This is a genomic window from Arthrobacter sp. TJ-178 (assembly GCF_058269275.1).
Map to the genome: position 1 here is coordinate 1,200,450 of NZ_JBZCNK010000001.1, position 22,174 is coordinate 1,222,623.

The following is a 22,174-nucleotide window of genomic DNA, read 5'->3' on the forward strand; positions in this document are numbered from 1 at the left end:
CCGGCGGCTACGCCCTGAGGGAACTTTCCCGGTATTCCGGACGTGTTCCTTCGGAGGACGGTGTATAGCTTGTTCGAGTATATTTCCGCGCATTATCAGCGTTGTTGATCAGGAGGGACGGGGCGTCAGCCCTGACGACGAATGAAATCTAAGAACTTCTTCAAGGGCCCGGGCATTTGGATAATCCTGGCACTGGCCCTTCTTGTGCTCATTCTTCCCACCCTTTCCCCCAGTGGGGCAACAAAGGTGGACACGAGCGAAGGCCTGAACCTGCTCAAATCCGGCCAGGTCGAACAGGCCAAGATTTACGACGGTGAACAGCGTGTTGACCTGACGCTGCGCGGCGATGACCCGCAGCCGGCCAAGAATGTCGAGTTCTACTTCGGCGCTGCCCGCGGCGAGGACATTGTTGACGCCGTTAACGATTCAGGCGCAAACGGATTCACCGATCAGCCGGTGCAGACCAACTGGTTCACCAGCTTCCTCGGACTGTTCCTGCCCTTCATCATTCTTGGCGTGATCTTCTGGTTCCTGCTCTCCCGCATGCAGGGCGGCGGATCCCAGGTCATGAAGTTCGGCAAGTCCAAGGCCAAGCTGACCAACAAGGACATGCCGCAGGTAACCTTCGCCGACGTAGCCGGAGCTGACGAAGCGGTGGAGGAACTCCACGAAATCAAGGAGTTCCTGCAGGACCCGGCCAAGTTCCAGGCCGTTGGGGCCAAAATCCCCAAGGGCGTGCTGCTGTACGGCCCTCCCGGCACCGGTAAGACCCTGCTGGCCCGTGCTGTTGCGGGCGAGGCCGGAGTGCCGTTCTACTCCATCTCCGGTTCCGACTTCGTGGAAATGTTCGTTGGCGTGGGCGCCTCCCGCGTCCGTGACCTGTTCGAGCAGGCGAAGGCCAACTCCCCGGCCATCATCTTCGTGGACGAGATCGACGCCGTCGGACGCCACCGCGGTGCCGGTGTCGGCGGCGGAAACGACGAACGCGAGCAGACGCTGAACCAGCTGCTGGTGGAGATGGACGGCTTTGACGGCAACACCAATGTCATCCTGATCGCCGCCACCAACCGCCCCGACGTACTGGACCCCGCACTGCTGCGCCCGGGCCGCTTCGACCGCCAGATCGGCGTTGAGGCTCCGGACATGCAGGGACGCCTGCAGATCCTGAAGGTTCATGCCAAGGGCAAGCCAATGGCCGAAGGCGTCGACCTCGAAACCGTGGCCCGCAAGACCCCGGGCTTCACCGGTGCGGATCTGGCCAACGTCCTGAACGAGGCAGCTCTGCTGACCGCGCGCTCCAATGCCCAGCTCATTGACGACCGGGCCCTGGACGAAGCCATCGACCGCGTCATCGCCGGTCCGCAGAAGCGCAGCCGCGTCATGAAGGAACTCGAGCGCAAGATCACCGCGTACCACGAGGGCGGCCACGCCCTGGTGGCGGCTGCACTGCGCAATACCGATCCGGTGACCAAGGTGACCATCCTGCCGCGCGGCCGTGCCCTGGGTTACACCATGGTGCTGCCGCAGGATGACAAGTACTCCATCACGCGCAATGAGCTGCTGGACCAGCTGGCCTACGCCATGGGCGGACGCGTGGCTGAGGAAATCGTGTTCCACGATCCCTCAACCGGCGCCTCCAATGACATCGAAAAGGCCACCTCCACGGCCCGGAAGATGGTCACCCAGTACGGCATGAGCGAGCGGATTGGTTCGGTGAAGCTCGGCTCCGGCGGCGGCGAGCCGTTCCTCGGCCGGGACATGAGCCAGGAACGGAACTACTCCGACCAGGTTGCCTACGTGGTGGATGAGGAAGTCAGGCGCCTGCTGGACAACGCCCATGACGAGGCCTACCAGATCCTGACCGAAAACCGGGACGTCCTGGACCGGCTGGCCCTGGAACTGCTCGAACGCGAGACGCTTAACCAGGCCGAAATCGCCGAGGTGTTTGCTGACGTCCGCAAGCGCGATGTCCGCGAAGTGTGGCTCTCCAAGCCCACCCGCCCGGTGCACAGCCTGCCGCCCGTGGTTTCCGCCAAGGAACGCCGGGAAGCAGTGGCCAGCGGCCAGCCTGATCCGGACACTGTGTCCCCGCAGGACCAGATTGCGGACGCGGACCTGCCGCAGGACTTCGATGTGTCCAGCAACGGGCTCCCGCAGGCAGAAGGCAGCGGGCCGTCGCACCCCGGTTCCGGCGGAACCGCCAACCGGGCCGGCGGCACGGAGAACCCGGAACAAAACAACCTGTAACCGCAAACGGCGGCCCGGCACGAAAGTGCCGGGCCGCCGTCGTTGGGGCCAGCCACGGTAGGATCAACCAGTGACGGATTTCGACGATGAATTGACCGCGGAGGATCTCTCCGCATCCCTGGCTCCCGTGGACCAGCCCCGAATCGAAAAGGCGGTCCGCGAGATCCTCCTGGCCATCGGGGAGGACCCGGAGAGGGAAGGGCTGCAGGACACGCCCAAACGGGTGGCGAAGTCCTATGCCGAGATTTTTGCCGGCCTCCACCAGAACCCGGCGGACCTGCTGGCCACCACCTTTGCCATTGAGCATGAAGAAATGGTGCTGGTGAAGGACATTGCGTTCTTCTCCACCTGTGAACACCACCTGGTGCCGTTCCACGGCACCGCCCACATTGGCTACATTCCCTCCAAGGACGGCAAGGTCACCGGCCTGAGCAAGCTGGCCCGGCTGGTGGAGGTCTACGCCCGGCGCCCCCAGGTCCAGGAGCGGCTGACAACCCAGATTGTTGAAGCGCTCATGGAGAACCTGGATCCGCGCGGTGCCATAGTTGTTCTTGAGTGCGAACACCTGTGCATGTCCATGCGCGGCGTGCGCAAGCCCGGAGCCAAAACAGTCACCTCGGCGGTCCGCGGACAGCTCCGTGAGACGGCCACCCGCGCGGAAGCAATGAGCCTGATACTCGGACGTTAGGAAGCCTGACCACCATGGATTCACTCGCTGCCGCTCCCGGAACCGGCCCCGCCACCTCGCCGCTTCGGCTGGTGCGGTCCGTCCGGGCGCCCCGCCGGTTCGAGGAACTCCCGGACGGCCGCACGCTCGTGATGGGAATCCTCAACGTGACACCCGATTCCTTCAGCGACGGCGGCAGCTTCGAGGAATCCGGAGCCGCCGTCGACGCCGGGCTGAAGATGCATTACGAAGGCGCCGACATCATTGATGTGGGCGGCGAATCCACCCGGCCCGACTCCGCCCGGGTGAGCCCCGCAGAGGAACAGGACCGAATCCTGCCCGTGGTCCGGGCGCTGGTGAAGGCCGGCATCCTGGTCAGCGTGGACACCATGAATGCCTCCACGGCGGAAAAAGCCATTGACGCCGGAGCCGTCCTGATCAACGATGTGTCCGGCATGGACGTGGATCCCCAGATGCCGGAGCTGATAGCCCGCACGGGGGTCCACTACGTGCTCATGCACAGCCGCGGCGCGGTCCGCAGCAAGGACCCGAACGCGTCCTACACCTCGGTGGTGGACGAGGTCATCGCCGAACTGAGCCAGATCCGGGAGCGGTTCTACGCCGCCGGAGTCTCGCCCGAGCAGATCATCATTGATCCCGGGCTGGGGTTTTCCAAGGACGGGGAATCCAACTGGGAGCTGCTGCGGTCCCTGGATCAACTCAACGGCCTGGGCCACCGGGTATTGATCGGCGCCTCCCGGAAGCGTTTCCTTGGCACCCTGCTGGCCACGGGAGGCCGCCCGGTTCCGCCCCGGGAACGTGATGACGCCACCACGGCGGTCACGGCCCTGGCCGCGTTCTCCAATGCCTGGTGCGTTCGCGTACACAACGTCAGCCCCAGCGCGGCTGCCGTCAAAACCACTGCTGCCTGGAAGGGCTAACCCATGACCACATCCGGAAGGGCGAACACCCTGAACACTGAGGCTCCCGCCCGCAGCCCCCTGCGCGACACCATTACCCTTACCGGCATCACCGCGCAGGGATTTCACGGCGTATTTGAAGACGAGCGGCGCAACGGCCAGCCGTTCGTGGTGGACGTTGTCCTGCATGCTGACCTGCGCCCGGCCGGAATCAGTGACGACCTGACGCAGACCGCCCACTACGGCGAACTTGCCGAGCAGGTGGCTGCAATCATTGCGGGCGAACCGCTGAACCTGATCGAGGCCCTGGCAGAACGCATTGCCGGTGCCGTCCTCGCCGGCTATGCCGGCGTTGATGCCGTGGAGGTCACCGTGCACAAGCCGCAGGCGCCCATCACGGTGCCGTTCGGCGACGTATCAGTCACCATCCGCCGGGACCGCTCATGACCGCGCCGGGCGCGGTGACCGCCGTCCTGGCCCTGGGCAGCAACCTCGGGGAAAGCCGGGACACCCTTTCGCGTGCCGTGGCTGAGCTGGCGGACCATCCCGGCGTGCGGCTGCAGGCGGTTTCCCCCGTGGTGCGGACCCGGCCGGTGGGCGGTCCGGAGCAGCCCGACTACCTGAACCTGGTGATTTCGGTGGAGACGGACCTTGCTCCGCACGAGCTGCTGGCCCACTGCCAGGCGGTGGAAACCCTCCACCACCGCACGCGCGAGGTGCGCTGGGGGCCGCGGACGCTCGACGTCGACATCATCACCTACGGGGACACCGAGATGGCGGACGAAACCCTCACCCTGCCGCATCCGCGGGCGCACACCCGGGCCTTTGTGCTGCAGCCCTGGGCATGGATGGACCCGGACGCCGTGCTTTCGGGAACTCCCGTTGCCGAGCTCGCCGCCCGGGCAGAGGACCTTCCCGGCCTGGAAATCTTCGAGGGGGACTAACCCGCCATGGGGAACATCCGCTACCGCTGGCTGGCCCTCATCGCCGTCGGATCCGGTGTGGCCGGCTGGCTGGTCAACAACTGGGCCGCCCGCAATTCCCTGCCCACTCCCGTCCTGAGCATCGTTGGGCTGCTCACTGTGCTGCTGATATCCGGGGCCACCCTGATCCTCGGCCTGCGCGTGCGGCGCTGGCAGCAGGGCAACCGAACCCGCGAGCTGGACCCGATCGCCGCGGCACGCACGCTGGTCCTGGCCCAGGCCGCCGCATATGCCGGCTCCCTGCTGCTCGGCTGGCACGCCGGGATTTTCATTGACCTGCTGCCGCTGTGGTCGCTGCGTCCCGGGCATGCCGCCACCTGGGGATCAGTGGCTATGATCGCCGGAGGAGTCCTCATGATCTCCGTCGGCCTCCTGGTGGAACGTTTTTGCCGCCTGCCGCCGGACGACTCCAACGGACACGGCGGAACGGCAGCCCGTCCGGACGCCAGGGAAGAACCGGGAGACGGAGAATATGCCTAGTCAAGCGATCGACCCGGACGGCCTGTCCTGGGAGCACGTCTCGCCCAAATACCTCACGGTCCGCCTTATCGGCTGGGCGGTGGAAGCCGTGCTGATGGTGGCCCTCTGCTGCCTTCCCCTGATCATGCTTGCCGCCGCGGACTGGGCCTGGATCCCCTCATGGCTGGCCTGGGGACTGCCCGCCGTCGTAGCGGCGGCTTATCTGTGGCGGGGAGTGCTGCTGCCGCGCCAGGTGCGCGCCGTCTGCTATGCCGAACGCAACGAGGACTTCCTGCTGCGCCGCGGCATCTTTTTCCAGCGCACCCTGGTGGTGCCCTACGGCCGGATGCAGTACGTGGATGTCACCGTTGGGCCCCTGGAGCGGGCCTTTGGCCTGTGCTCCCTCAAACTCCACACCGCCGCCCCCGGCACCAACGCAGCACTGCCCGGCCTGCCCGCATCAGAGGGCGCCCGGCTGAGGGAGCACCTCTCCGAACGCGGCGAAGCGCAGCTGGCAGGGTTGTGAGCACCCCGCACAGCGGGGAATGGACCCGCGTCCACCCCGTTTCGCCCCTGGTACGCGGCTGGATTGCCCTCGCCGCGTTCGCCTTCATCCTCGGCCGGAACTGGGTGGAGGATTTTGCCGGCCACGACGACGGCGGCGCCCCCGCCCGCCCGCCGGACGGCACCACCTTGCTGATCGCCGCGGCCGTCCTCGCCGGAATCCTGCTGATCCTTGCCGGCCTGTTCTTCCTGTCCTGGTGGTTCACCCGCTATCAGGTCACCAATGATCACGTCCGGGTCCACTCCGGAGTGGTCTTCCGCCAGCAGCGCCAGGCGCGCCTGGACCGGGTCCAGGCCATTGACATTGTCCAGCCGCTGCTGGCGCGGCTCTTCGGGCTGGCTGAGTTGCGGTTCGAGGTTGCCGACGCCGGCGAATCCGCCGTCCATTTGGCGTACCTGAAAGTCGACGACGCCAGGAGCCTGCGGGCCCTCATCCTGGGCCGTGCTTCCGGCGCCCTCGCCCCCGCGGCGAATCCCGCAGCGGAGACGGCGACGGCGGATCCCGGGACAGCGGCTGCCGGAACCGCTGTTACCGGTGACGGCAGCGCCGTCGTTGAAGCCGGAACAGCTCCGGGCGTCGCCGAAGCCCCCGAGCAGCCCATCCTGGCGCTGACCCCCGGAAGAGTCATTGCCGCTACGCTGCTTTCCGGAACCAGCTTGTTCCTGATTGCCGGAATTGCCGCCGTTATTATCCTCACCGCCCTCACCGGCGCGCCCCTCAGCCTGGCCATCCTGCTGCCCCTCCTGTTCGGTGCGGCGGGCGGCTTCTGGACGGAGTTTTCCACCTCCTTCAACTTCCGGGCCTCGGTGTCCCGGGACGGAATCCGGGTCCGGTACGGACTGTTGGACACCCGCACGCAGACGGTCCCCCCGGGCCGGATCCAGGCAGTGTCCGTGACGCAGCCGCCCCTGTGGCGGCTCACGGGCTGGTATCGGATCTCCGTGAACGTGGCCGGTTACGGAACCGGCAGCAACAACGCAGGGCAGGCCCGCACCAAGCTCCTGCCGGCCGGAACCCTTTCCGAAGTCTTTGACATCCTCGCCCTGGTCCTGCCGGAGCCGGGTACCGACCGTCCGATTGACGTGTTCACGGCCGGCATTACCGGGCGGGACAACGAGGCCGGCTTCGCGACCACCCCCCGCCGGGCCCGCTGGATCGCACCGCTGGCCTGGCGCCGGAACGGATTCGTCCTCACCGACACAGCCCTGCTGATCCGCAGCGGTGCGCTCTGGCGCGTGCTGTCCGTGGTGCCGCATGAACGCACCCAGTCGATGGCACTGGAGCAGGGCCCGCTGCGCCGGCGTTTTGCCACCAGCGACCTGGTCCTGCACTCAACGCCCGGCCCGGTCCGGCCGCGGATCCGCAAAATGGACGACGACGCCGCCCGCCGGCTCTTCCGGGAACAGGCGACCCGGGCGCGCGAGGCCCGGCGCCGGGACCGTACCGGCTCCTGGAACTCGCCCGCTCCAACCACCCCCACCGATCCGTTTTCCAAGGAGATTCCCCATGAACAGCGCTGAGACGAGCACGGCCGACAAGCGAAGGCGCGGCCGGCTGGGAATCGGCGTCATTGGTGCCGGCCGGGTGGGTGCCGTACTGGGTGCGGCCCTGCGGGCCGCTGAACACGCCGTCGTCGGCGTCTCTGCAGTCAGCGAGGAAAGCCGCGAGCGCGCAGCGAACCTGCTGCCCGGCGTACCGGTCCTGGACATTCCGGAAATTGTGGAGCGCTCGGAGCTGGTGCTGCTGGCCGTGCCCGACGACGCCCTGGGGCCGCTGGTGGCGGGGCTGGCGAAGACCAATGCCTGGCAGGCAGGCCAGCTGGTGGCCCACACCTCGGGACGGTTCGGCACGGATATCCTCGAACCCGCCCGCCGCGCCGGAGCCATCCCGCTGGCACTTCATCCGGCCATGACCTTCACCGGGATGAGCCTTGACCTGACCCGGCTGGCCGACTGCTCGTTCGGGGTAACCGCCCCCACCGCCGTGCTGCCCATTGCCCAGGCGCTGGTGGTGGAAATGGGCGCCGAGCCGGTGGTCATCGACGAGGCGGACCGGGTCAATTACCACCTGGCACTGGCCCACGCATCCAACCACCTCGTCACCATCACCGCCCAGTCAGTCCAATTGCTCAAGGACATCGGAGTGGAAAACCCCGACCGGCTGCTGGGGCCCCTGATGCGGGCCTCGCTGGAAAACGCCCTGGCCTCCGGCGAACACGCACTGACCGGTCCGGTGGCCCGCGGCGACGCCGGCACCGTGGCCGCGCACCTGCAGGAGCTGAGCCGCCAGGACAGCGCCGATCTGCAGGACACCTACCGCGCCCTGTCACTGGCCACTGCGCGGCGCGCCATTGACCGGGGACTGCTCAGCGAGACGCGCGGCCAGGCCGTCATTGATGCCCTGACCCTCGACGCGGAAGGACCGCGGTGAACGCTCCCCGCGTGCTGCGCACCGCAGCTGAACTGAAAAGCGCCATCGCTGAAGCCCTTGCCGCCGGCACAGAGTCCGGCGGGAATGCGGTGCAAAGCCTTGGTCTGGTCCCCACCATGGGCGCCCTCCACTCGGGGCACCGCTCCCTGATGGATGCCGCCCGGGCGGAGAACGACGTAGTTGTTGCTTCCGTGTTCGTTAACCCCCTGCAGTTCAACGATCCGGAAGACCTGCGCCGCTACCCCCGTGACCTAGAGGCCGACCTTGAACTGCTGGGTACGGCCGGCGTGGACCTGGTGTTTGCGCCCGCTGAGGCGGAGGTCTATCCGGACGGAGAACCGCTGGTGCGGATCAGCTCGGGAGAGCTGGGTGCCCGTTACGAGGGAGCCTCGAGGCCGGGGCATTTTGACGGCGTACTGACCGTGGTGGCCAAGCTGCTCCACTATGCATCCCCCACTGCATCCCCCACCGCCCCGAACGTCCGGTTCCGGGCCTACTTCGGGCAGAAGGACGCCCAGCAGCTGGCCTTGATCCGCCGGATGGCCGCGGACCTGAACTTCGACGCTGAAATTATTGGTGTTCCCGTGGTCCGCGCCGCTGACGGTTTGGCCGAATCCAGCCGCAATGTCTTCCTGGACCCGGCACAGCGCAGGGCAGCAACGGTGCTCTCCCGCGCCCTGTTCTCCCTGCAGGAACGGGTTGCCGCCGGCCGGCCCGCAGACCTGGACGCCGCCGTCGCCCTGGTGGCGGCAGAACCGCTGGTGGAACTGGACTACTTCGACATCGTGGACCCGCAAACGCTGCAGCCGCTGGCGGACGAAAACGGCCCGCTGGAAACACCGGCGCTGGCACTCCTGGCCGCACGCGTGGGGCCGGTGCGCCTGATCGACAACCTGCCGCTGCAGCCCGGCACGGAAACCAGCTGACCCAGCGGTCTGTGCGCCAGCCGGGAGCAAGCTGGGCGCCGGCCGTAAACCCCCTTCGCGCAGCTCTGTAAACTTAAGGGTGTGACCACACCTAATCCCGTTCCCGAAGCAGCCGACACCTCCGAGCAGATGCGCATCCGCGCCGAAAAACGCGCTCGTCTCATCGCCCGGGGCGATGAGGCCTACCCGGTGGGCGTGGAACGCACGCATTCCCTTAAAGAAATACGGGAGAAGTTCGGACACCTGGCCGCCGATGAAACGAGCGGTGAAACCGTAGGCGTTACCGGCCGCGTCGTCTTTGTCCGCAACACCGGCAAGCTATGCTTCGCGACCCTTCAGGAGGGCAACGGAACCCGCGTCCAGGCCATGCTGAGCCTGGCCGTTATTGGCGAAGAGGCACTTGCCGACTGGAAGGCGCTGGTTGACCTCGGCGACCATGTCTTTGTCCGGGGTGAAGTGATTTCCTCCCGCCGCGGCGAGCTCTCCATCATGGCCGACTCCTGGTCCATGGCCTCCAAGGCGCTGCGTCCCCTGCCCGTGCTGCACGCCGGTCTGAACGAAGAAACCCGCGTCCGTCAGCGCTATGTGGATCTCATGGTCCGCGAGGAAGCCCGGGACATGGTTTACAAGCGGGCAGCCATTATCCGCGGTGTCCGGGACACTCTCCACGGCCACGGTTACGTGGAAGTGGAAACCCCCATGCTGCAGCTGGTTCACGGCGGCGCCGCAGCGCGTCCGTTCGAAACGCACTTGAACGCCTTTGATCAGAAGATGACCCTGCGGATCGCCACCGAGCTGTACCTCAAGCGTGCGGTGGTCGGCGGCATTGAGCGGGTTTTCGAGCTCGGCCGCATTTTCCGCAATGAGGGAGTGGATTCCACCCACAGCCCCGAATTCACCACGCTGGAATGCTATGAAGCGTATGCGGACCAGTATGTGATGGCGGACCGCATCAAGGAAATCATCCTGCACTGCGCCGATCTGGTGGGCAGCCGGCAAATTGAAACCGAGGCCGGCACCATTGACCTGGACGGTGAATGGAAGTGGCTGTCCGTCTATCCGGGCCTTTCCGAGGCCGTGGGCGTGGAAGTCACCCCTGAAACCGATCTTGAGACGCTGCGCGGCATTGCGGAAAAGCACTCCGTCAAGGTGGATCCCAAGTGGGATGCCGAGAAGCTCGTGGTTGAACTCTTCGGCGAAATCGTTGAGCCCACGCTGATCCAGCCGACATTCGTCTATGACTACCCGCCCTCCGCCCAGCCCCTGGCACGGCCCAACCGCGACGATCCCCGCCTGATCGAGGCCTGGGACCTCATCATCGGCGGCATGGAGCGCGGCACGGCATTCTCGGAGCTCATTGACCCGGTAATCCAGCGTGAGCGCCTCACCGAGCAGTCCCTCCGGGCCGCCGGCGGCGATGAAGAAGCCATGGCGCTGGACGAAGACTTCCTGCGGGCCCTTGAATACGGAGCACCGCCCATGGGCGGCATCGGCCTGGGAATTGACCGTTTAGTGATGCTTTTCACGAATACAGGAATCCGGGAAACAATTCTGTTCCCTCTCCTGAAGCCGGAAATGGGTTAGAGACTATGGAATACGTGGAAGTCCTACTGCCTTCAGTGTGTGTTGCAGCACTTTTCTATTTTGTGATGAAGGCGCTGCTGAATGTGGACCGGTCAGAGCGAAAGGCGCTGGCTGAAGCGGAACGGGAGGCCGACCTTGCGGCTGACCGCGATACAAGTAGTGGCGCCCCGGAAAAAGAAAAGTAATTAAATTTGGCTCCTACGCTTTGACGAGGGATTCGAATTTGCGCCATACTCTAAGTGGTCTCATTCTCGTTTTCCCGGTTTAAACTGCTTAGGAGCCTGTCGTGGCGCAAAAGGTAAATATCATTCTGGTCGATGACCTCGATGCTGGAAGTGCGGATGAGACCGTACGGTTTGGTCTTGACGGATCCCAGTACGAGATCGACCTGTCAAAAGACAATGCAAAGAATCTTCGTGCAGCCCTGAAGCCCTACGTTGATGCCGGCCGCAAGGTGGGCGGCCGCACGGGCCGTCCCCGTGCTGCAGGTGCTGCGCGGAGCAATGAAGCAGCCCAGATCCGCGAGTGGGCCCGCAACAACGGGTACACCGTGTCCGAACGCGGCCGCGTGAACAGCGAAATCATCGAGGCTTACCGCGCAGCCCAGGGCTAACACCCGGGGCTGGGGGTCTGGGGGCCCCCAGTTGGAGCACCTTGGTCACGCCTTGGGCGAACACGCTCCTTAAGCACGCGCAGGACACGTAGCATCGAATTACGCGTTAGCTAGGAGTGTGCCTCATGTTTGAAAGATTTACCGACCGTGCCCGTCGCGTTGTCGTGCTTGCCCAAGAAGAGGCTCGCATGCTCAACCACAACTACATCGGCACCGAGCACATCCTGCTCGGGCTCATTCATGAGGGCGAAGGTGTCGCAGCTAAGGCCCTTGAATCCCTGGGTATTTCACTGGGTGCCGTGCGTGAGCAGGTGCAGGAGATCATCGGTCAGGGCCAGCAGGCCCCGTCCGGCCATATCCCCTTCACCCCCCGTGCCAAGAAGGTGCTTGAGCTTTCCCTCCGGGAAGCCCTGCAGCTTGGCCACAACTACATTGGAACCGAGCACATCCTGCTCGGCCTGATCCGCGAAGGCGAAGGCGTGGCCGCACAGGTCCTCGTCAAGCTGGGAGCGGACCTGAACCGGGTGCGCCAGCAGGTTATCCAGCTGCTCTCCGGTTACCAGGGCAAGGAGCCTGTCAGCTCGGGCGGCCAGCAGCAGGAAGGCCAGCCCGCCGGTTCGGTGGTGCTGGACCAGTTCGGCCGCAACCTGACACAGGCTGCACGCGAATCCAAGCTTGATCCCGTCATCGGGCGCGAGCATGAGATGGAACGTGTCATGCAGGTCCTGTCCCGCCGTACCAAGAACAACCCTGTTCTGATTGGTGAGCCCGGCGTCGGCAAGACCGCGGTTGTCGAGGGCCTGGCCCAGGCGATCGTGCGCGGCGATGTTCCGGAGACCATCCGTGACAAGCAGCTGTACACCCTTGACCTGGGTTCGCTCGTCGCCGGATCCCGCTACCGCGGTGACTTTGAGGAACGCCTGAAGAAGGTCCTCAAGGAAATCCGCACCCGCGGCGACATCATCCTCTTCATCGATGAGATCCACACCCTTGTGGGTGCCGGTGCCGCCGAAGGCGCCATCGACGCAGCATCCATCCTGAAGCCGATGCTGGCCCGAGGCGAGCTGCAGACCATTGGTGCCACCACGCTTGATGAGTACCGCAAGCACATTGAGAAGGACGCAGCCCTCGAACGGCGTTTCCAGCCGATCCAGGTCAACGAGCCTTCCGTTGCCCACTCCATCGAGATCCTCAAGGGCCTGCGGGACCGCTACGAAGCGCACCACCGCGTGTCCATCACGGATGCTGCGCTGACATCGGCGGCCACCCTGGCAGAGCGGTACATCAGCGACCGCTTCCTTCCGGACAAGGCCATCGACCTGATTGACGAAGCCGGTGCCCGGCTGCGCATCCGCCGCATGACCGCTCCGCCGGAGCTCAAGGAGATCGACGAGCGTATTTCCGCGCTGAAGCTGGAAAAGGAATCGGCCATCGATTCCCAGGACTTCGAAGGCGCCGCCTCCCTGCGGGACAAGGAGCAGAAGCTCCATGACCAGCGGGCGGAAAAGGAGCGCCAGTGGAAGTCCGGGGGACTGGATGACATTGCCGAGGTGGATGAAGAACTCATCGCCGAGGTGCTCGCCAATTCCACCGGCATCCCCGTGGTCAAGCTCAACGAAGAAGAATCCACGCGCCTGCTCAAGATGGAAGACGAGCTGCACAAGCGCGTCATCGGTCAGGACCAGGCCATCAAGTCCATCTCGCAGGCCATGCGCCGTACGCGGGCCGGACTTAAGGACCCCAAGCGTCCGGGCGGTTCCTTCATCTTCGCCGGTCCCACCGGTGTGGGTAAGACGGAGCTTGCCAAGGCGCTGGCGGAATTCCTCTTCGGGGACGAAGACGCGCTGATCACCCTGGACATGTCCGAATACTCCGAGAAGCACACAGTTTCCCGGCTCTTCGGTGCCCCTCCGGGCTACGTCGGCTACGAAGAAGGCGGGCAGCTGACCGAAAAGGTCCGCCGCCGTCCGTTCTCCGTGGTGCTGTTCGACGAAGTTGAGAAGGCCCACGCTGACCTGTTCAACTCGCTGCTGCAGATCCTCGAAGACGGCCGCCTGACCGACAGCCAGGGCCGGGTGGTGGACTTCAAGAACACCATCATCATCATGACCACCAACCTGGGAACCCGGGACATCTCCAAGAGCGTCTCCACCGGTTTCCAGTCCGGCACGGACACCAAGACCGGTTACGACCGGATGCGGGCCCGGGTCACGGAAGAGCTGCGTCAGCACTTCCGCCCCGAATTCCTCAACCGTGTCGATGACACGGTGGTGTTCCCGCAGCTCACGCAGGACGAGATCGTTCAGATCGTGGACCTGTTCCTGGAACGCCTCGGCAAGCGCCTGGCGGACAAGGGAATGACCATCGAGCTGACCCCCGCGGCCAAGGAACTGCTGGCCACGCGCGGCTACGATCCCGCCATGGGTGCCCGGCCGCTGCGCCGGACCATCCAGCGCGAGATCGAGGACCAGCTCTCCGAGAAGATCCTGTTCGGGGATCTCAAGCCCGGCGAACTGGTATCCGTGGATGTGGAGGGCGAAGGGGACGACGCCACCTTCACGTTCGTGGGTCACGGTGCGCCCAAGGCCATCGAGGAAGCACCCTCGGCGATTGAGGCCGGCGTCGGCGACTAAGCCGCGCAGCGCTTGAATAATGCGGAAGGACCCGGCGGGCACTCAGCCCGCCGGGTCCTTCCGCATGTGCCGGCCCCTTCTGTTGCGTCGCCGGCGAAGCATTTTTCCGTCTGCGTCCCGCACAGTCCTAGACTGGGCCGGTGACTTCCGCGACTACCATCACAGTTCGGCGTGCCCGTACCTCAGATGTTCCCCTGATCCGCTCCCTCGTGGCGCCGCTGGCCGCTGACCGGATCCTGGTCGCAAAGGAAGCAGTGGCCTATTACGAGGGGCTGCAGGAGTTTCGGGTGGCTGTTGGGCCCGACGGCGCAGTGATTGGCTGCGGTGCGCTGCATGTGATGTGGGAAGACCTTGCAGAGGTCCGGACCCTGGCGACGGACGCCCGGTGGCGAGGCCGCGGGGTCGGCCACGTCCTGCTCGAAGCCCTGCTGGCCGAAGCGTCTGAAATTGGTGTGGACCGGGTGTTCTGCCTGACTTTTGAAGTGGATTTTTTCCGCCGCCACGGCTTTGAGGTGATGGCCAATCAGTCTGCAGTCGATCCGGAGGTTTATTCGGAACTGCTGCGCTCCCATGACGAGGGAGTTGCGGAATTCCTGGACCTCGCCCGGGTTAAGCCAAATACGCTCGGGAACACCCGAATGATCCGCAGCCTATAGCCGTTTTTCGGCCGGCAGGCCTAAAGTGCGTGTTCGCAATAAGGGAAACCGATGGACTCCGGCTGGTCTTTTGCGCTTTGGCGTGGATAAGCTCAGGGTACTGAGCATCACACAAGGTTCTGATTCCGGCAGTATTTCCGGCGGAGGGACCACGATCAGAAAGCGGGATCCTATTATGGGCGCAGATGACAAGGTGCAGAATTCAGCCGAGAAGCTTGGCGGCAAGGTCAAGGAAGGTCTTGGAAAGGCCACCGGCAACGAGAGCATGGAAGCTGAAGGACACGGCGACCAGGCCAAGGGCAGTGCCAAGCAGGCCGGCGAAAACATCAAGGATGCTTTCAAGGGTAAGTAGGACCCGCAGGACAACAGCGTCCTGAAAAGGTGTGGGAGAGGCGTAATGCCTCTCCCACACCTGTTTAACCCGAGCTTGCGGGCAGCCTGTCCAGCGACTCCAGTCGGGGGTAGGGTCGGAAGCACTCGCAAAACATGCCCTGATCCATGTCTGACCCGGGCCGGTGCGCTGCACCGCACGGGCGCTGCGCCGAAGGAGCTGCTCACGAATGAAGAAGCTGATCAATGATCCGCGCAGAGTCGTCTCCGAATCCCTCGCCGGATTCGGACTGGCTCATCCCCATCTGGTCCGGGTGCATCAGGATCCGGACCTCGTTCTGCGCCGGGAACCCTCGCAGGGCAAGGTGTCCCTGGTCTCCGGCGGAGGCAGCGGCCATGAACCCCTGCACAGCGGTTACGTGGGCCGGGGCATGCTGGACGCCGCGGTGCCCGGCGCGGTGTTCACCTCACCCACGCCGGACCAAATTCTCCCGGCCATCACGGAAACGGATACCGGAGCCGGGGTCCTGCTGATCGTGAAGAATTACACCGGGGACATCCTGAACTTTGAAACCGCGGCGGAACTGGCGCAGGCGGAGGGCGTCACGGTAGCCACTGTGGTGGTGAACGACGACGTCGCGGTGGAAGACTCGCTGTACACGGCAGGCCGCCGCGGGGTGGCGGGAACCGTGCTGGTGGAACGGATCGCCGGCGGCGCAGCTGAGCGGGGCGATTCCCTGGAGCAGGTGACCGCAGTGGCCGAACGCGTCAATGCGAACGTCCGGTCCATGGGAGTGGCGCTGGCACCGTGCACGGTTCCCCACGCCGGTGAGCCCAGCTTTACCCTCGAGGACAATGAAATCGAGCTGGGGGTCGGAATCCACGGCGAACCCGGACGGCGGCGGATGCCCATGGCAGACGCGGACACCATCACGGACCAGCTGCTGGAACCCGTCCTGCAGGATCTGGGCGCACTGGAGGGCGAACCGGTGCTCCTCTTCGTCAACGGCATGGGCGGCACTCCGCTCAGCGAGCTTTACATCGTGTACCGCCGGGCAGCGGAAGTGCTGGCCGAGCGCGGAATCCGCGTTGAACGATCGCTGGTGGGCAACTACATCACGGCCCTGGACATGCAGGGAGCTTCCGTGACGGTGCTGCGGCTGGATGAGGAAATGATGGAACTTTGGGACTCGCCGGTGAATACTCCGGCCATGCGGTGGGGGGTTTGACCATGGCACTTGATGCGCAGTGGGCAGCAGATTGGATGCGGGCCAGCGCCGCCGCGATGGCGGAAAACCGGCAGCGCCTGATCAATCTTGACCGGGACATAGGCGATGCGGACCACGGAGAAAACATGGACCGGGGCTTCTCTGCGGTGGTGGAGAAGCTGGAGGCGGACGGAATTCCGGAAACTCCGGGCCAAGTCCTGAAACTGGCCGCAATGACCCTGATGTCGAAGGTGGGCGGGGCGGCCGGCCCGCTGTACGGGACAGCCTTCCTGCGGGCCTCCACCGCCGCGGGACCGGCCACTGAACTTGACCCCGCCGCCGTCGTCGCCGTCCTGACGGCAGCACGGGACGGCATTGTGGCCCGGGGTAAAGCGGAGCCCGGAGACAAGACCATGGTGGACGCCTGGACCCCCGCAGTTGAGGCGGCCGGGACAGCGGCGGATGCCCACGCCGGACCTAAGGAAGTGCTGGCAGCCGCCGCCAATGCTGCTGACGCAGGACTGGCCGGGACGGAACCGCTCATTGCCCGCAAAGGACGGGCCAGCTACCTCGGAGAACGCAGTGCCGGGCACCTGGATCCGGGCGCCGCATCCACTGTGCTGATCCTGCAGGCGGCGGCGGAAACGGCGGAAGAGGACGCATGAGTGTTGGACTGGTGATTGTTTCCCACAGCGCCAAGCTGGCGGAGGGTGTCCGTGAGCTGGCGGCACAGATGGCGCGTGATGTGAGGCTTGAACCGGCCGGCGGCACCGATGACGGCGGTATTGGCACCAGCCTGGAGAAGATTCAGACTGCAATTGCCGCCGCGGACACAGGCGAAGGCGTCCTGTTGCTGGCCGACCTTGGGTCCGCCGTGATGACCGCTGAAACGGCAGTGGAATTCCTCGACGACGACCAGCGCGCCCGCGTCCGGCTCGCGGATGCACCTCTGGTGGAGGGGACAGTGGCAGCCGCCGTGGCTGCACAGAGCGGCAGGGCCCTCATGGCCGTCCTTCAGGAAGCTGAGGCTGCCGGACACCTTCCACCGTCCGCGGGAGCCGCGAACAGCACCGCAAACGCGCCCGGCGTGCAGACGACGGATGCATCCGACGAAGCCGATGCGATGGAGGATGACCTGGATCCCGCCGATGCGGGTGTCCACACCGGCTCCTGGGAGCTCATCAACCCGGCGGGCCTGCACGCGCGCCCGGCCGCCGCCGTCGCGCAGGCAATGTCCGATCTGGACGCCGAAGTCCGCATCAACGGCGTGGACGCCAAGTCCGTGATGATGCTGATGACGCTGGGCCTGGGTCAGGGTCAAACCCTGACCCTGACCGCCCGCGGCCCCGACGCCGCCCGCGCCGTGGACATCATGGCCCTGGAAGTGCGCAACGGTTTCGGGGAGATTTAGCCGTTCGCGCAGGTCCGGCCGGGTCAGCAGGTCCGGCCGGGTCAGGCGGGAAGCTGGAGGCCGCCGTCGTTCTCTTCGGCGAGCTTGTCCGCCAGGAGGCCGGCAACTGCGCGTTCCAGCTGCGCTGCGGGAGCCTGCAGTGCGTGGAGCTTCGCCAGTGCCGCCAGATCGGGGTCTGCGTCCGCTTCGGCCGTCGCCAGATCCACCGGACCCAGCAGCAGGCTGCGAAGCACCGGGCTGCGGGCAGAGCGCAGCACGGCCATGACGGCGCCGCGCACCTGGCGGTCCGTGCCGGCCCACGCCTGCCCCTTGGGCACGTAGTCGGGAGCCGGCTGTCCGGCGGCCACCCAGGCGCAGTGCCGGCGCACGGGGCAGATTTCGCACTTGGGAGACCTTGCCGTGCAGACCAGGGCGCCGAGTTCCATGACGGAGGCGTTCCAGGCAACTGATGCGGTCTCATCGGCGGGCAGCAGCTCAACGGCCAGCCGCATCTCTGCAGCGGTGAGCGCCGGCGATGGGAGGGCCTTGCCGGTGAGCGCGCGGGCATGGACCCGGCGAATATTGGTGTCCACCACCGCTTCCCGGCGGCCGAAAGCAAAGGCGGCGACGGCGGCTGCGGTGTAATTGCCGACGCCGGGCAGGGTCAGGAGTTCAGCATGGGTATCCGGAACCGCGCCGGCAAAGCGTTCTGTCATGGCCGAAGCTGCGGCATGAAGCCGCAGGGCCCGGCGGGGATACCCCAGCCGACCCCAGGCACGGACCGCCTCTCCGCTGGCCTCTGCAGCCAGCGCGGCAGGGGTGGGCCAGCGCTGCATCCACTGTTCCCATACCGGAAGAACCCGGACCACCGGCGTCTGCTGCAACATGATTTCACTGACGAAAACACCCCAGGGAGTGCACTCCCGGCGCCGCCAGGGAAGATCGCGTGCATTGGCGGTGAACCAGCTAATGATCTCCGTATGCAGCTGCGGTGCCGTCTGCAGGCCCGGTTCCATGCAATCTCCCTCGGTTATGACCACCAATACTCTACTAACCGGCGTGGTGCGGCAGGTAATCCGGAGCCGGTTACCTAGCCTTAAGGCATGGTTGGGAATGGATCATCACATCAGGCACCCGGACGCCCTAGTCCGGCTGTTTACCGGCGCCGCAGAATCGTCGCCGGAGTACTTGCGCTGCTGGTTGTCATCGGCATTGTCACGGGCATCGTCACCGTGGTGAATGCGCTGCGGGGGGACGACGCCGTTGCCTCGGACACCACCGGCACAGAGTCTGCTGCCCCCGTACCTGCCAGCACTGATCCCGGTGCCGAAAAAACGCCGGCGGCGACCCCGGCTCCTGCAGCAACGCCTTCAAAGTCGGCGAAACCGACGGAAACGGCCTCCGCGGCAGCACTGTGCCCGGCTGCATCCGTGGGCGTCAGCGCTACCACGGACGCGCTGAGCTACTCGTCGCAGGTCAGCCCCGTGCTGACCCTGACTGTTACCAACACCGGAACCGAGCCGTGCCAGGTCAACCTGGGAACCAGCCAGATGGAATTCATTGTCACCAGCGGTCCTGACCGGATTTTCTCCTCGGCAGATTGCCAGCAGCGCGGTGAGGACCTGCTGAAGACGGTAAAGCCCAACAGTGTGGAAACGGCCAAGTTCACCTGGGACCGCCAGCGGTCAACCGAGGGCTGCACGGATGTGTCCAGCAAGCCCGGTCCGGGAACCTACGCGTTCACGGCACGCCTGGGGGAGATCAGCAGCGAACGAACCACCTTCGAGCTGGAATAGCCGCTTCCCGGGGGCCGCTGCGCTGCCGGTGGCTGCCTCGGCAGCATGGGGCAGTGTGCTGCCGGCGGCCGGATAGAGCCTCGGGCTACCCGCCCGTCAGCTGGATAACCCGGGCAGATAGACAACCCGGGCAGTTAGACAAAGCCGTCAGTTACATAAACCGGTCAAGAAGGCTGGTCTCCGCAATGCGGGAAAGGCCTTCGCGCACCGTACGCGCCCGCTGTTCACCAATGCCGTCCACCGTCATCAGGTCTTCGATGTTGGCGGCCATCAGGTTCTGCAGCCCGCCAAAGTGGTCCACGAGACGGTTGGAGACGGCCGGCGGCACGGACTTGATATTGCTGAGCAAGCGGTAGCCGCGCGGCTGGACCACAGCTTCGAGGGAGTCCTGTCCGGGCTGGAAGCCCACGACGGCGGCAATCTTGCTCAGGTCAACCATGTCGGAGGAGCTGAGGTTCTGCAGCGTGGCCACCTGTTCCTCGGGCCGCTGGCTGCCGTCCTGCAAATCTGCGTAGTCCCGCACGATCATCTCGCTGCCCGGGCCCAGTCCGGCGGTGAGTTCTTCGAGCTGCAGTGAGAGCAGGCGGCCGTCCACGCCGAGTTCCAGGACGTACTGGGAGATTTCCTCGGAAATCCGGCGGACCATTTCCTGGCGCTGCAGGGTGACAGCCACATCACGGACAGTGACCATCGCTTCGATTTCCAGGGCGGAGAGGGAGTTGGTGACCTGGTCCAGCCGGGCGCGGTAGCGCTCCAGGGTGGCCAGTGCCTGATTGGCGCGCGCCAGCACGGGCTCGGACCCTTCCAGGACGTGGCGCAGTCCGCCTACGTACAGCTGGATGATCTGCATGGACTGGCTGACCGAGATGACCGGAAAACCGGTTTCAATGGCCACGCGCTCCGCGGTACGGTGCCGGGTGCCGGATTCATGCGTCTCGATTTTGTGGTCGGGAACCAGCTGGACCGCCGCCCGGAGAATGGACTTGGCATCCTTGTCGCAAACAATCGCACCGTCCATCTTGGCCAGTTCACGAAGCCGCGTTGGGGAAAAGTCAATGCCGATATCGAAGCCGCCGGAGCAGATGGAATCAACGGTGCGGTCAAAACCCAAAACGATCAGGGCGCCGGTGCGGCCGCGCAGGATGCGTTCCAAGCCATCGCGCAGATCTGTTCCGGGTGCTACCCGCGCCAAAGTGGCCTTCAGTGCATCTTCGGGTGTGCGCGCCATGGTCACTTCCTTCCGGCCGTCGGGCCCACGAACGTTCTGGGCGGACAATGCACAGACACTTCCCTATAGTAGTGGTCCTGCAGGGGACAATGGCCACTTTTGTGCCCTCCGGGCCCGGCCGCGTGGCGCCGCACGCAAGGATCTAGAACAACAGTTCCAGGGCCTCCGTGAGGGTTGACACTTCCCGGACCTTGAACCCGGCAGGAACCGCCACCGGACCGTTGGGGGAGGCCGGCACCACCGCATGGGTGAAACCGAGGCGTTCAGCTTCTTGGATCCGCCGGGCAATGCCGGGAATCGGTCGAACCTCTCCGGCCAGGCCAACCTCGCCGAAGGCGATGAGCTGGGCGGGCAGGGGCTTGTTCATTTTGGCGGAGGCCACGGCCAGCGCCACGGCCAAATCCGTTGCAGGTTCGCTGAGCTTGACCCCGCCCACCGTGGCCACATAGCTGTCATCCTTGGCCAGGTTCATGGACGCGCGCTGCTGCAGCACCGCCAGGAGCATGGCAACACGGGATGAATCCAGCCCGCTGGTGGCGCGGCGGGCCTGCGAGTTGCTGGTTTCGGCCAGCAGAGCCTGGACCTCGGCGACCAGCGGCCTTTTCCCTTCCAGCGTCACGGTGATGCAGGTGCCGGAGACCGGCTCCTTGGTCCGCGAGACGAACAGCCCGGACGGGTCCGCGAGGCCCTCGATCCCGTCTTCGGTCAGGTCAAAGCAACCCACCTCGTCCGTGGGTCCGTAGCGGTTCTTCACCGCCCGCAGCAGCCGCAGCCGGGAATGGCGGTCGCCGTCAAACTGGCACACCACATCCACGAGGTGTTCCAGCAGCCGCGGGCCGGCGATGGACCCGTCCTTGGTGACATGTCCCACCAGCAGCGTGGTCATGTTCCGGGTTTTGGCGGCGTTGATGAGGGACGCGGCTACCTCCCGCACCTGGCTGACCCCGCCGGCGCTTCCGTCCACAGCCGTGCTGCTCAGCGTTTGCACCGAGTCGACAATCAGCAGGCCGGGTTCAACCTGCTCCACCTGGCCCAGGGCCTGGCCAAGGTCGGTTTCCGCGCCGAGGTACAGGAAGTCGGACACCGCTCCGATGCGCTCTGCGCGCAGTTTCACCTGTGCGGTGGATTCCTCGCCGGTGACATACAGGACGTTCCGGCCGAGGTTTGCGACCTTGGCGGCCACGTCCAGCAGCAGGGTGGACTTGCCGACGCCGGGTTCGCCGGCGAGCAGGATGACGGCCCCCGGAACCAGGCCGCCGCCCAGGACCCGGTCCAGCTCATTGACGCCGGTGGGCTGGTAGGCCGCCGTGGTGGCATCGACGTCGGCGATGCGCTGGGCAGGACGCGCCACCGTGGCAGCGGCCGTGGTGCGGGCCAGCACCTCGCCCGCTTCCTCCACTGTCCCCCAGGCCTGGCACTCGCCGCAGCGGCCCACCCATTTGGCCGTGGTCCAGCCGCACTCGGCGCAGCGGTAGTTGGCGGTTTTTGCACGGGTAGTCTTGGTGGCCATAAAAACAGGCTATCCCGCCGCACTGACAC

23 protein-coding genes are annotated in these 22,174 nt (G+C 65.5%); 20 read left to right on the top strand and 3 right to left on the bottom strand.

Translation table 11 applies throughout. The annotated features are described in order from the left end of the window. Positions 1-141 precede the first annotated feature (141 nt). The 19 genes from ftsH (at position 142) to dhaM (ending at position 17,632) form a co-directional block, all read left to right on the top strand. Positions 142-2,247, top strand: coding sequence for an ATP-dependent zinc metalloprotease FtsH (gene ftsH / locus AC4D2Q_RS05715; RefSeq protein WP_490927515.1), 2,106 nt, complete (start codon positions 142-144; stop codon positions 2,245-2,247). 70 nt (positions 2,248-2,317) lie between these two features. Further along, complete coding sequence (gene folE, locus AC4D2Q_RS05720; protein WP_490945600.1) at positions 2,318-2,935, top strand: GTP cyclohydrolase I FolE; 618 nt, start codon at positions 2,318-2,320, stop codon at positions 2,933-2,935. 14 nt (positions 2,936-2,949) lie between these two features. Then, entirely contained in the window at positions 2,950-3,855 is a 906-nt protein-coding gene (gene folP, locus AC4D2Q_RS05725) for a dihydropteroate synthase (RefSeq protein WP_490945601.1), read from the top strand. 3 nt (positions 3,856-3,858) lie between these two features. After that, positions 3,859-4,281 (top strand): dihydroneopterin aldolase, encoded by a 423-nt coding sequence (folB, locus tag AC4D2Q_RS05730; RefSeq protein WP_490927518.1) that lies wholly within the window; start codon positions 3,859-3,861, stop codon positions 4,279-4,281. Continuing rightward, the gene (folK, locus tag AC4D2Q_RS05735) at positions 4,278-4,778 is read left to right on the top strand and encodes a 2-amino-4-hydroxy-6-hydroxymethyldihydropteridine diphosphokinase (RefSeq protein WP_490927519.1); all 501 of its coding nucleotides are present in this window, start codon (positions 4,278-4,280) and stop codon (positions 4,776-4,778) included. Before folB ends, folK begins: the two co-directional genes overlap by 4 nt. Before the next feature lie 6 nt (positions 4,779-4,784). Then, entirely contained in the window at positions 4,785-5,297 is a 513-nt protein-coding gene (locus AC4D2Q_RS05740; RefSeq protein WP_490927520.1) for a DUF3180 domain-containing protein, read from the top strand. Then, positions 5,290-5,802, top strand: coding sequence for a PH domain-containing protein (locus AC4D2Q_RS05745; RefSeq protein WP_490945602.1), 513 nt, complete (start codon positions 5,290-5,292; stop codon positions 5,800-5,802). Before AC4D2Q_RS05740 ends, AC4D2Q_RS05745 begins: the two co-directional genes overlap by 8 nt. Further along, positions 5,799-7,361 (top strand): PH domain-containing protein, encoded by a 1,563-nt coding sequence (locus AC4D2Q_RS05750; RefSeq protein WP_490945603.1) that lies wholly within the window; start codon positions 5,799-5,801, stop codon positions 7,359-7,361. Before AC4D2Q_RS05745 ends, AC4D2Q_RS05750 begins: the two co-directional genes overlap by 4 nt. After that, positions 7,348-8,271: a Rossmann-like and DUF2520 domain-containing protein gene (locus AC4D2Q_RS05755; RefSeq protein WP_490945604.1), complete on the top strand. Its 924-nt coding sequence runs from the start codon at positions 7,348-7,350 to the stop codon at positions 8,269-8,271. The genes AC4D2Q_RS05750 and AC4D2Q_RS05755 overlap by 14 nt, the downstream gene beginning before the upstream one ends. Beyond that, positions 8,268-9,197 carry a pantoate--beta-alanine ligase gene (gene panC, locus AC4D2Q_RS05760; RefSeq protein ID WP_490945605.1) on the top strand — a complete coding sequence of 310 codons (930 nt, stop codon included), beginning with the start codon at positions 8,268-8,270 and terminating at the stop codon, positions 9,195-9,197. The genes AC4D2Q_RS05755 and panC overlap by 4 nt, the downstream gene beginning before the upstream one ends. A gap of 129 nt (positions 9,198-9,326) precedes the next feature. Beyond that, the gene (gene lysS / locus AC4D2Q_RS05765) at positions 9,327-10,781 is read left to right on the top strand and encodes a lysine--tRNA ligase (protein WP_490945713.1); all 1,455 of its coding nucleotides are present in this window, start codon (positions 9,327-9,329) and stop codon (positions 10,779-10,781) included. 5 nt (positions 10,782-10,786) lie between these two features. Continuing rightward, on the top strand, positions 10,787-10,966 hold the full coding sequence (locus tag AC4D2Q_RS05770; protein ID WP_490927525.1) for a hypothetical protein: 180 nt from the start codon (positions 10,787-10,789) through the stop codon (positions 10,964-10,966). A gap of 101 nt (positions 10,967-11,067) precedes the next feature. After that, the gene (locus AC4D2Q_RS05775; protein WP_490927526.1) at positions 11,068-11,394 is read left to right on the top strand and encodes a histone-like nucleoid-structuring protein Lsr2; all 327 of its coding nucleotides are present in this window, start codon (positions 11,068-11,070) and stop codon (positions 11,392-11,394) included. Between the two features lie 125 nt (positions 11,395-11,519). After that, positions 11,520-14,027 (top strand): ATP-dependent Clp protease ATP-binding subunit, encoded by a 2,508-nt coding sequence (locus AC4D2Q_RS05780; protein ID WP_490927527.1) that lies wholly within the window; start codon positions 11,520-11,522, stop codon positions 14,025-14,027. Between the two features lie 140 nt (positions 14,028-14,167). After that, positions 14,168-14,683 carry an amino-acid N-acetyltransferase gene (locus tag AC4D2Q_RS05785; RefSeq protein ID WP_490927528.1) on the top strand — a complete coding sequence of 172 codons (516 nt, stop codon included), beginning with the start codon at positions 14,168-14,170 and terminating at the stop codon, positions 14,681-14,683. Between the two features lie 175 nt (positions 14,684-14,858). Further along, complete coding sequence (locus tag AC4D2Q_RS05790) at positions 14,859-15,035, top strand: CsbD family protein (protein ID WP_104159952.1); 177 nt, start codon at positions 14,859-14,861, stop codon at positions 15,033-15,035. 208 nt (positions 15,036-15,243) lie between these two features. Then, positions 15,244-16,242, top strand: a complete 999-nt coding sequence (gene dhaK, locus AC4D2Q_RS05795) for a dihydroxyacetone kinase subunit DhaK (protein ID WP_490945606.1) — start codon at positions 15,244-15,246, stop codon at positions 16,240-16,242. A 2-nt stretch (positions 16,243-16,244) separates the two neighbouring features. Next, positions 16,245-16,886, top strand: a complete 642-nt coding sequence (gene dhaL / locus AC4D2Q_RS05800) for a dihydroxyacetone kinase subunit DhaL (RefSeq protein ID WP_490945607.1) — start codon at positions 16,245-16,247, stop codon at positions 16,884-16,886. Then, positions 16,883-17,632 (top strand): dihydroxyacetone kinase phosphoryl donor subunit DhaM, encoded by a 750-nt coding sequence (gene dhaM, locus AC4D2Q_RS05805; protein ID WP_490927531.1) that lies wholly within the window; start codon positions 16,883-16,885, stop codon positions 17,630-17,632. Before dhaL ends, dhaM begins: the two co-directional genes overlap by 4 nt. A 41-nt stretch (positions 17,633-17,673) precedes the next feature. Here the strand turns inward: dhaM and AC4D2Q_RS05810 are convergent, their stop codons facing one another. Then, positions 17,674-18,627, bottom strand: coding sequence for an HhH-GPD family protein (locus AC4D2Q_RS05810; RefSeq protein ID WP_490945608.1), 954 nt, complete (start codon positions 18,625-18,627; stop codon positions 17,674-17,676). An 87-nt stretch (positions 18,628-18,714) separates the two neighbouring features. Here AC4D2Q_RS05810 and AC4D2Q_RS05815 point away from each other — a divergent pair, with 87 nt between their 5' ends. Beyond that, positions 18,715-19,407 carry a hypothetical protein gene (locus AC4D2Q_RS05815; RefSeq protein ID WP_490927533.1) on the top strand — a complete coding sequence of 231 codons (693 nt, stop codon included), beginning with the start codon at positions 18,715-18,717 and terminating at the stop codon, positions 19,405-19,407. 151 nt (positions 19,408-19,558) lie between these two features. On the opposite strand, the gene disA is transcribed toward AC4D2Q_RS05815, so the two are convergent. Then, positions 19,559-20,635 (bottom strand): DNA integrity scanning diadenylate cyclase DisA, encoded by a 1,077-nt coding sequence (gene disA, locus AC4D2Q_RS05820; RefSeq protein WP_400929856.1) that lies wholly within the window; start codon positions 20,633-20,635, stop codon positions 19,559-19,561. A 142-nt stretch (positions 20,636-20,777) separates the two neighbouring features. Beyond that, on the bottom strand, positions 20,778-22,145 hold the full coding sequence (gene radA / locus AC4D2Q_RS05825; protein WP_400929853.1) for a DNA repair protein RadA: 1,368 nt from the start codon (positions 22,143-22,145) through the stop codon (positions 20,778-20,780). Positions 22,146-22,174 lie beyond the last annotated feature (29 nt).

Bases quoted from the DNA above. Each gene is read 5' to 3' on its own strand.
- ftsH (WP_490927515.1), top strand. From the start codon at position 142: ATGAAATCTAAGAACTTCTTCAAGGGCCCGGGCATTTGGATAATCCTG.
- folP (WP_490945601.1), top strand. From the start codon at position 2,950: ATGGATTCACTCGCTGCCGCTCCCGGAACCGGCCCCGCCACCTCGCCG.
- folB (WP_490927518.1), top strand. From the start codon at position 3,859: ATGACCACATCCGGAAGGGCGAACACCCTGAACACTGAGGCTCCCGCC.
- folK (WP_490927519.1), top strand. From the start codon at position 4,278: ATGACCGCGCCGGGCGCGGTGACCGCCGTCCTGGCCCTGGGCAGCAAC.
- AC4D2Q_RS05740 (WP_490927520.1), top strand. From the start codon at position 4,785: ATGGGGAACATCCGCTACCGCTGGCTGGCCCTCATCGCCGTCGGATCC.
- AC4D2Q_RS05745 (WP_490945602.1), top strand. From the start codon at position 5,290: ATGCCTAGTCAAGCGATCGACCCGGACGGCCTGTCCTGGGAGCACGTC.
- AC4D2Q_RS05755 (WP_490945604.1), top strand. From the start codon at position 7,348: ATGAACAGCGCTGAGACGAGCACGGCCGACAAGCGAAGGCGCGGCCGG.
- lysS (WP_490945713.1), top strand. From the start codon at position 9,327: ATGCGCATCCGCGCCGAAAAACGCGCTCGTCTCATCGCCCGGGGCGAT.
- AC4D2Q_RS05770 (WP_490927525.1), top strand. From the start codon at position 10,787: ATGGAATACGTGGAAGTCCTACTGCCTTCAGTGTGTGTTGCAGCACTT.
- AC4D2Q_RS05780 (WP_490927527.1), top strand. From the start codon at position 11,520: ATGTTTGAAAGATTTACCGACCGTGCCCGTCGCGTTGTCGTGCTTGCC.
- AC4D2Q_RS05790 (WP_104159952.1), top strand. From the start codon at position 14,859: ATGGGCGCAGATGACAAGGTGCAGAATTCAGCCGAGAAGCTTGGCGGC.
- dhaK (WP_490945606.1), top strand. From the start codon at position 15,244: ATGAAGAAGCTGATCAATGATCCGCGCAGAGTCGTCTCCGAATCCCTC.
- dhaL (WP_490945607.1), top strand. From the start codon at position 16,245: ATGGCACTTGATGCGCAGTGGGCAGCAGATTGGATGCGGGCCAGCGCC.
- dhaM (WP_490927531.1), top strand. From the start codon at position 16,883: ATGAGTGTTGGACTGGTGATTGTTTCCCACAGCGCCAAGCTGGCGGAG.
- AC4D2Q_RS05810 (WP_490945608.1), bottom strand. From the start codon at position 18,627: ATGGAACCGGGCCTGCAGACGGCACCGCAGCTGCATACGGAGATCATT.
- AC4D2Q_RS05815 (WP_490927533.1), top strand. From the start codon at position 18,715: ATGGTTGGGAATGGATCATCACATCAGGCACCCGGACGCCCTAGTCCG.
- disA (WP_400929856.1), bottom strand. From the start codon at position 20,635: ATGGCGCGCACACCCGAAGATGCACTGAAGGCCACTTTGGCGCGGGTA.
- radA (WP_400929853.1), bottom strand. From the start codon at position 22,145: ATGGCCACCAAGACTACCCGTGCAAAAACCGCCAACTACCGCTGCGCC.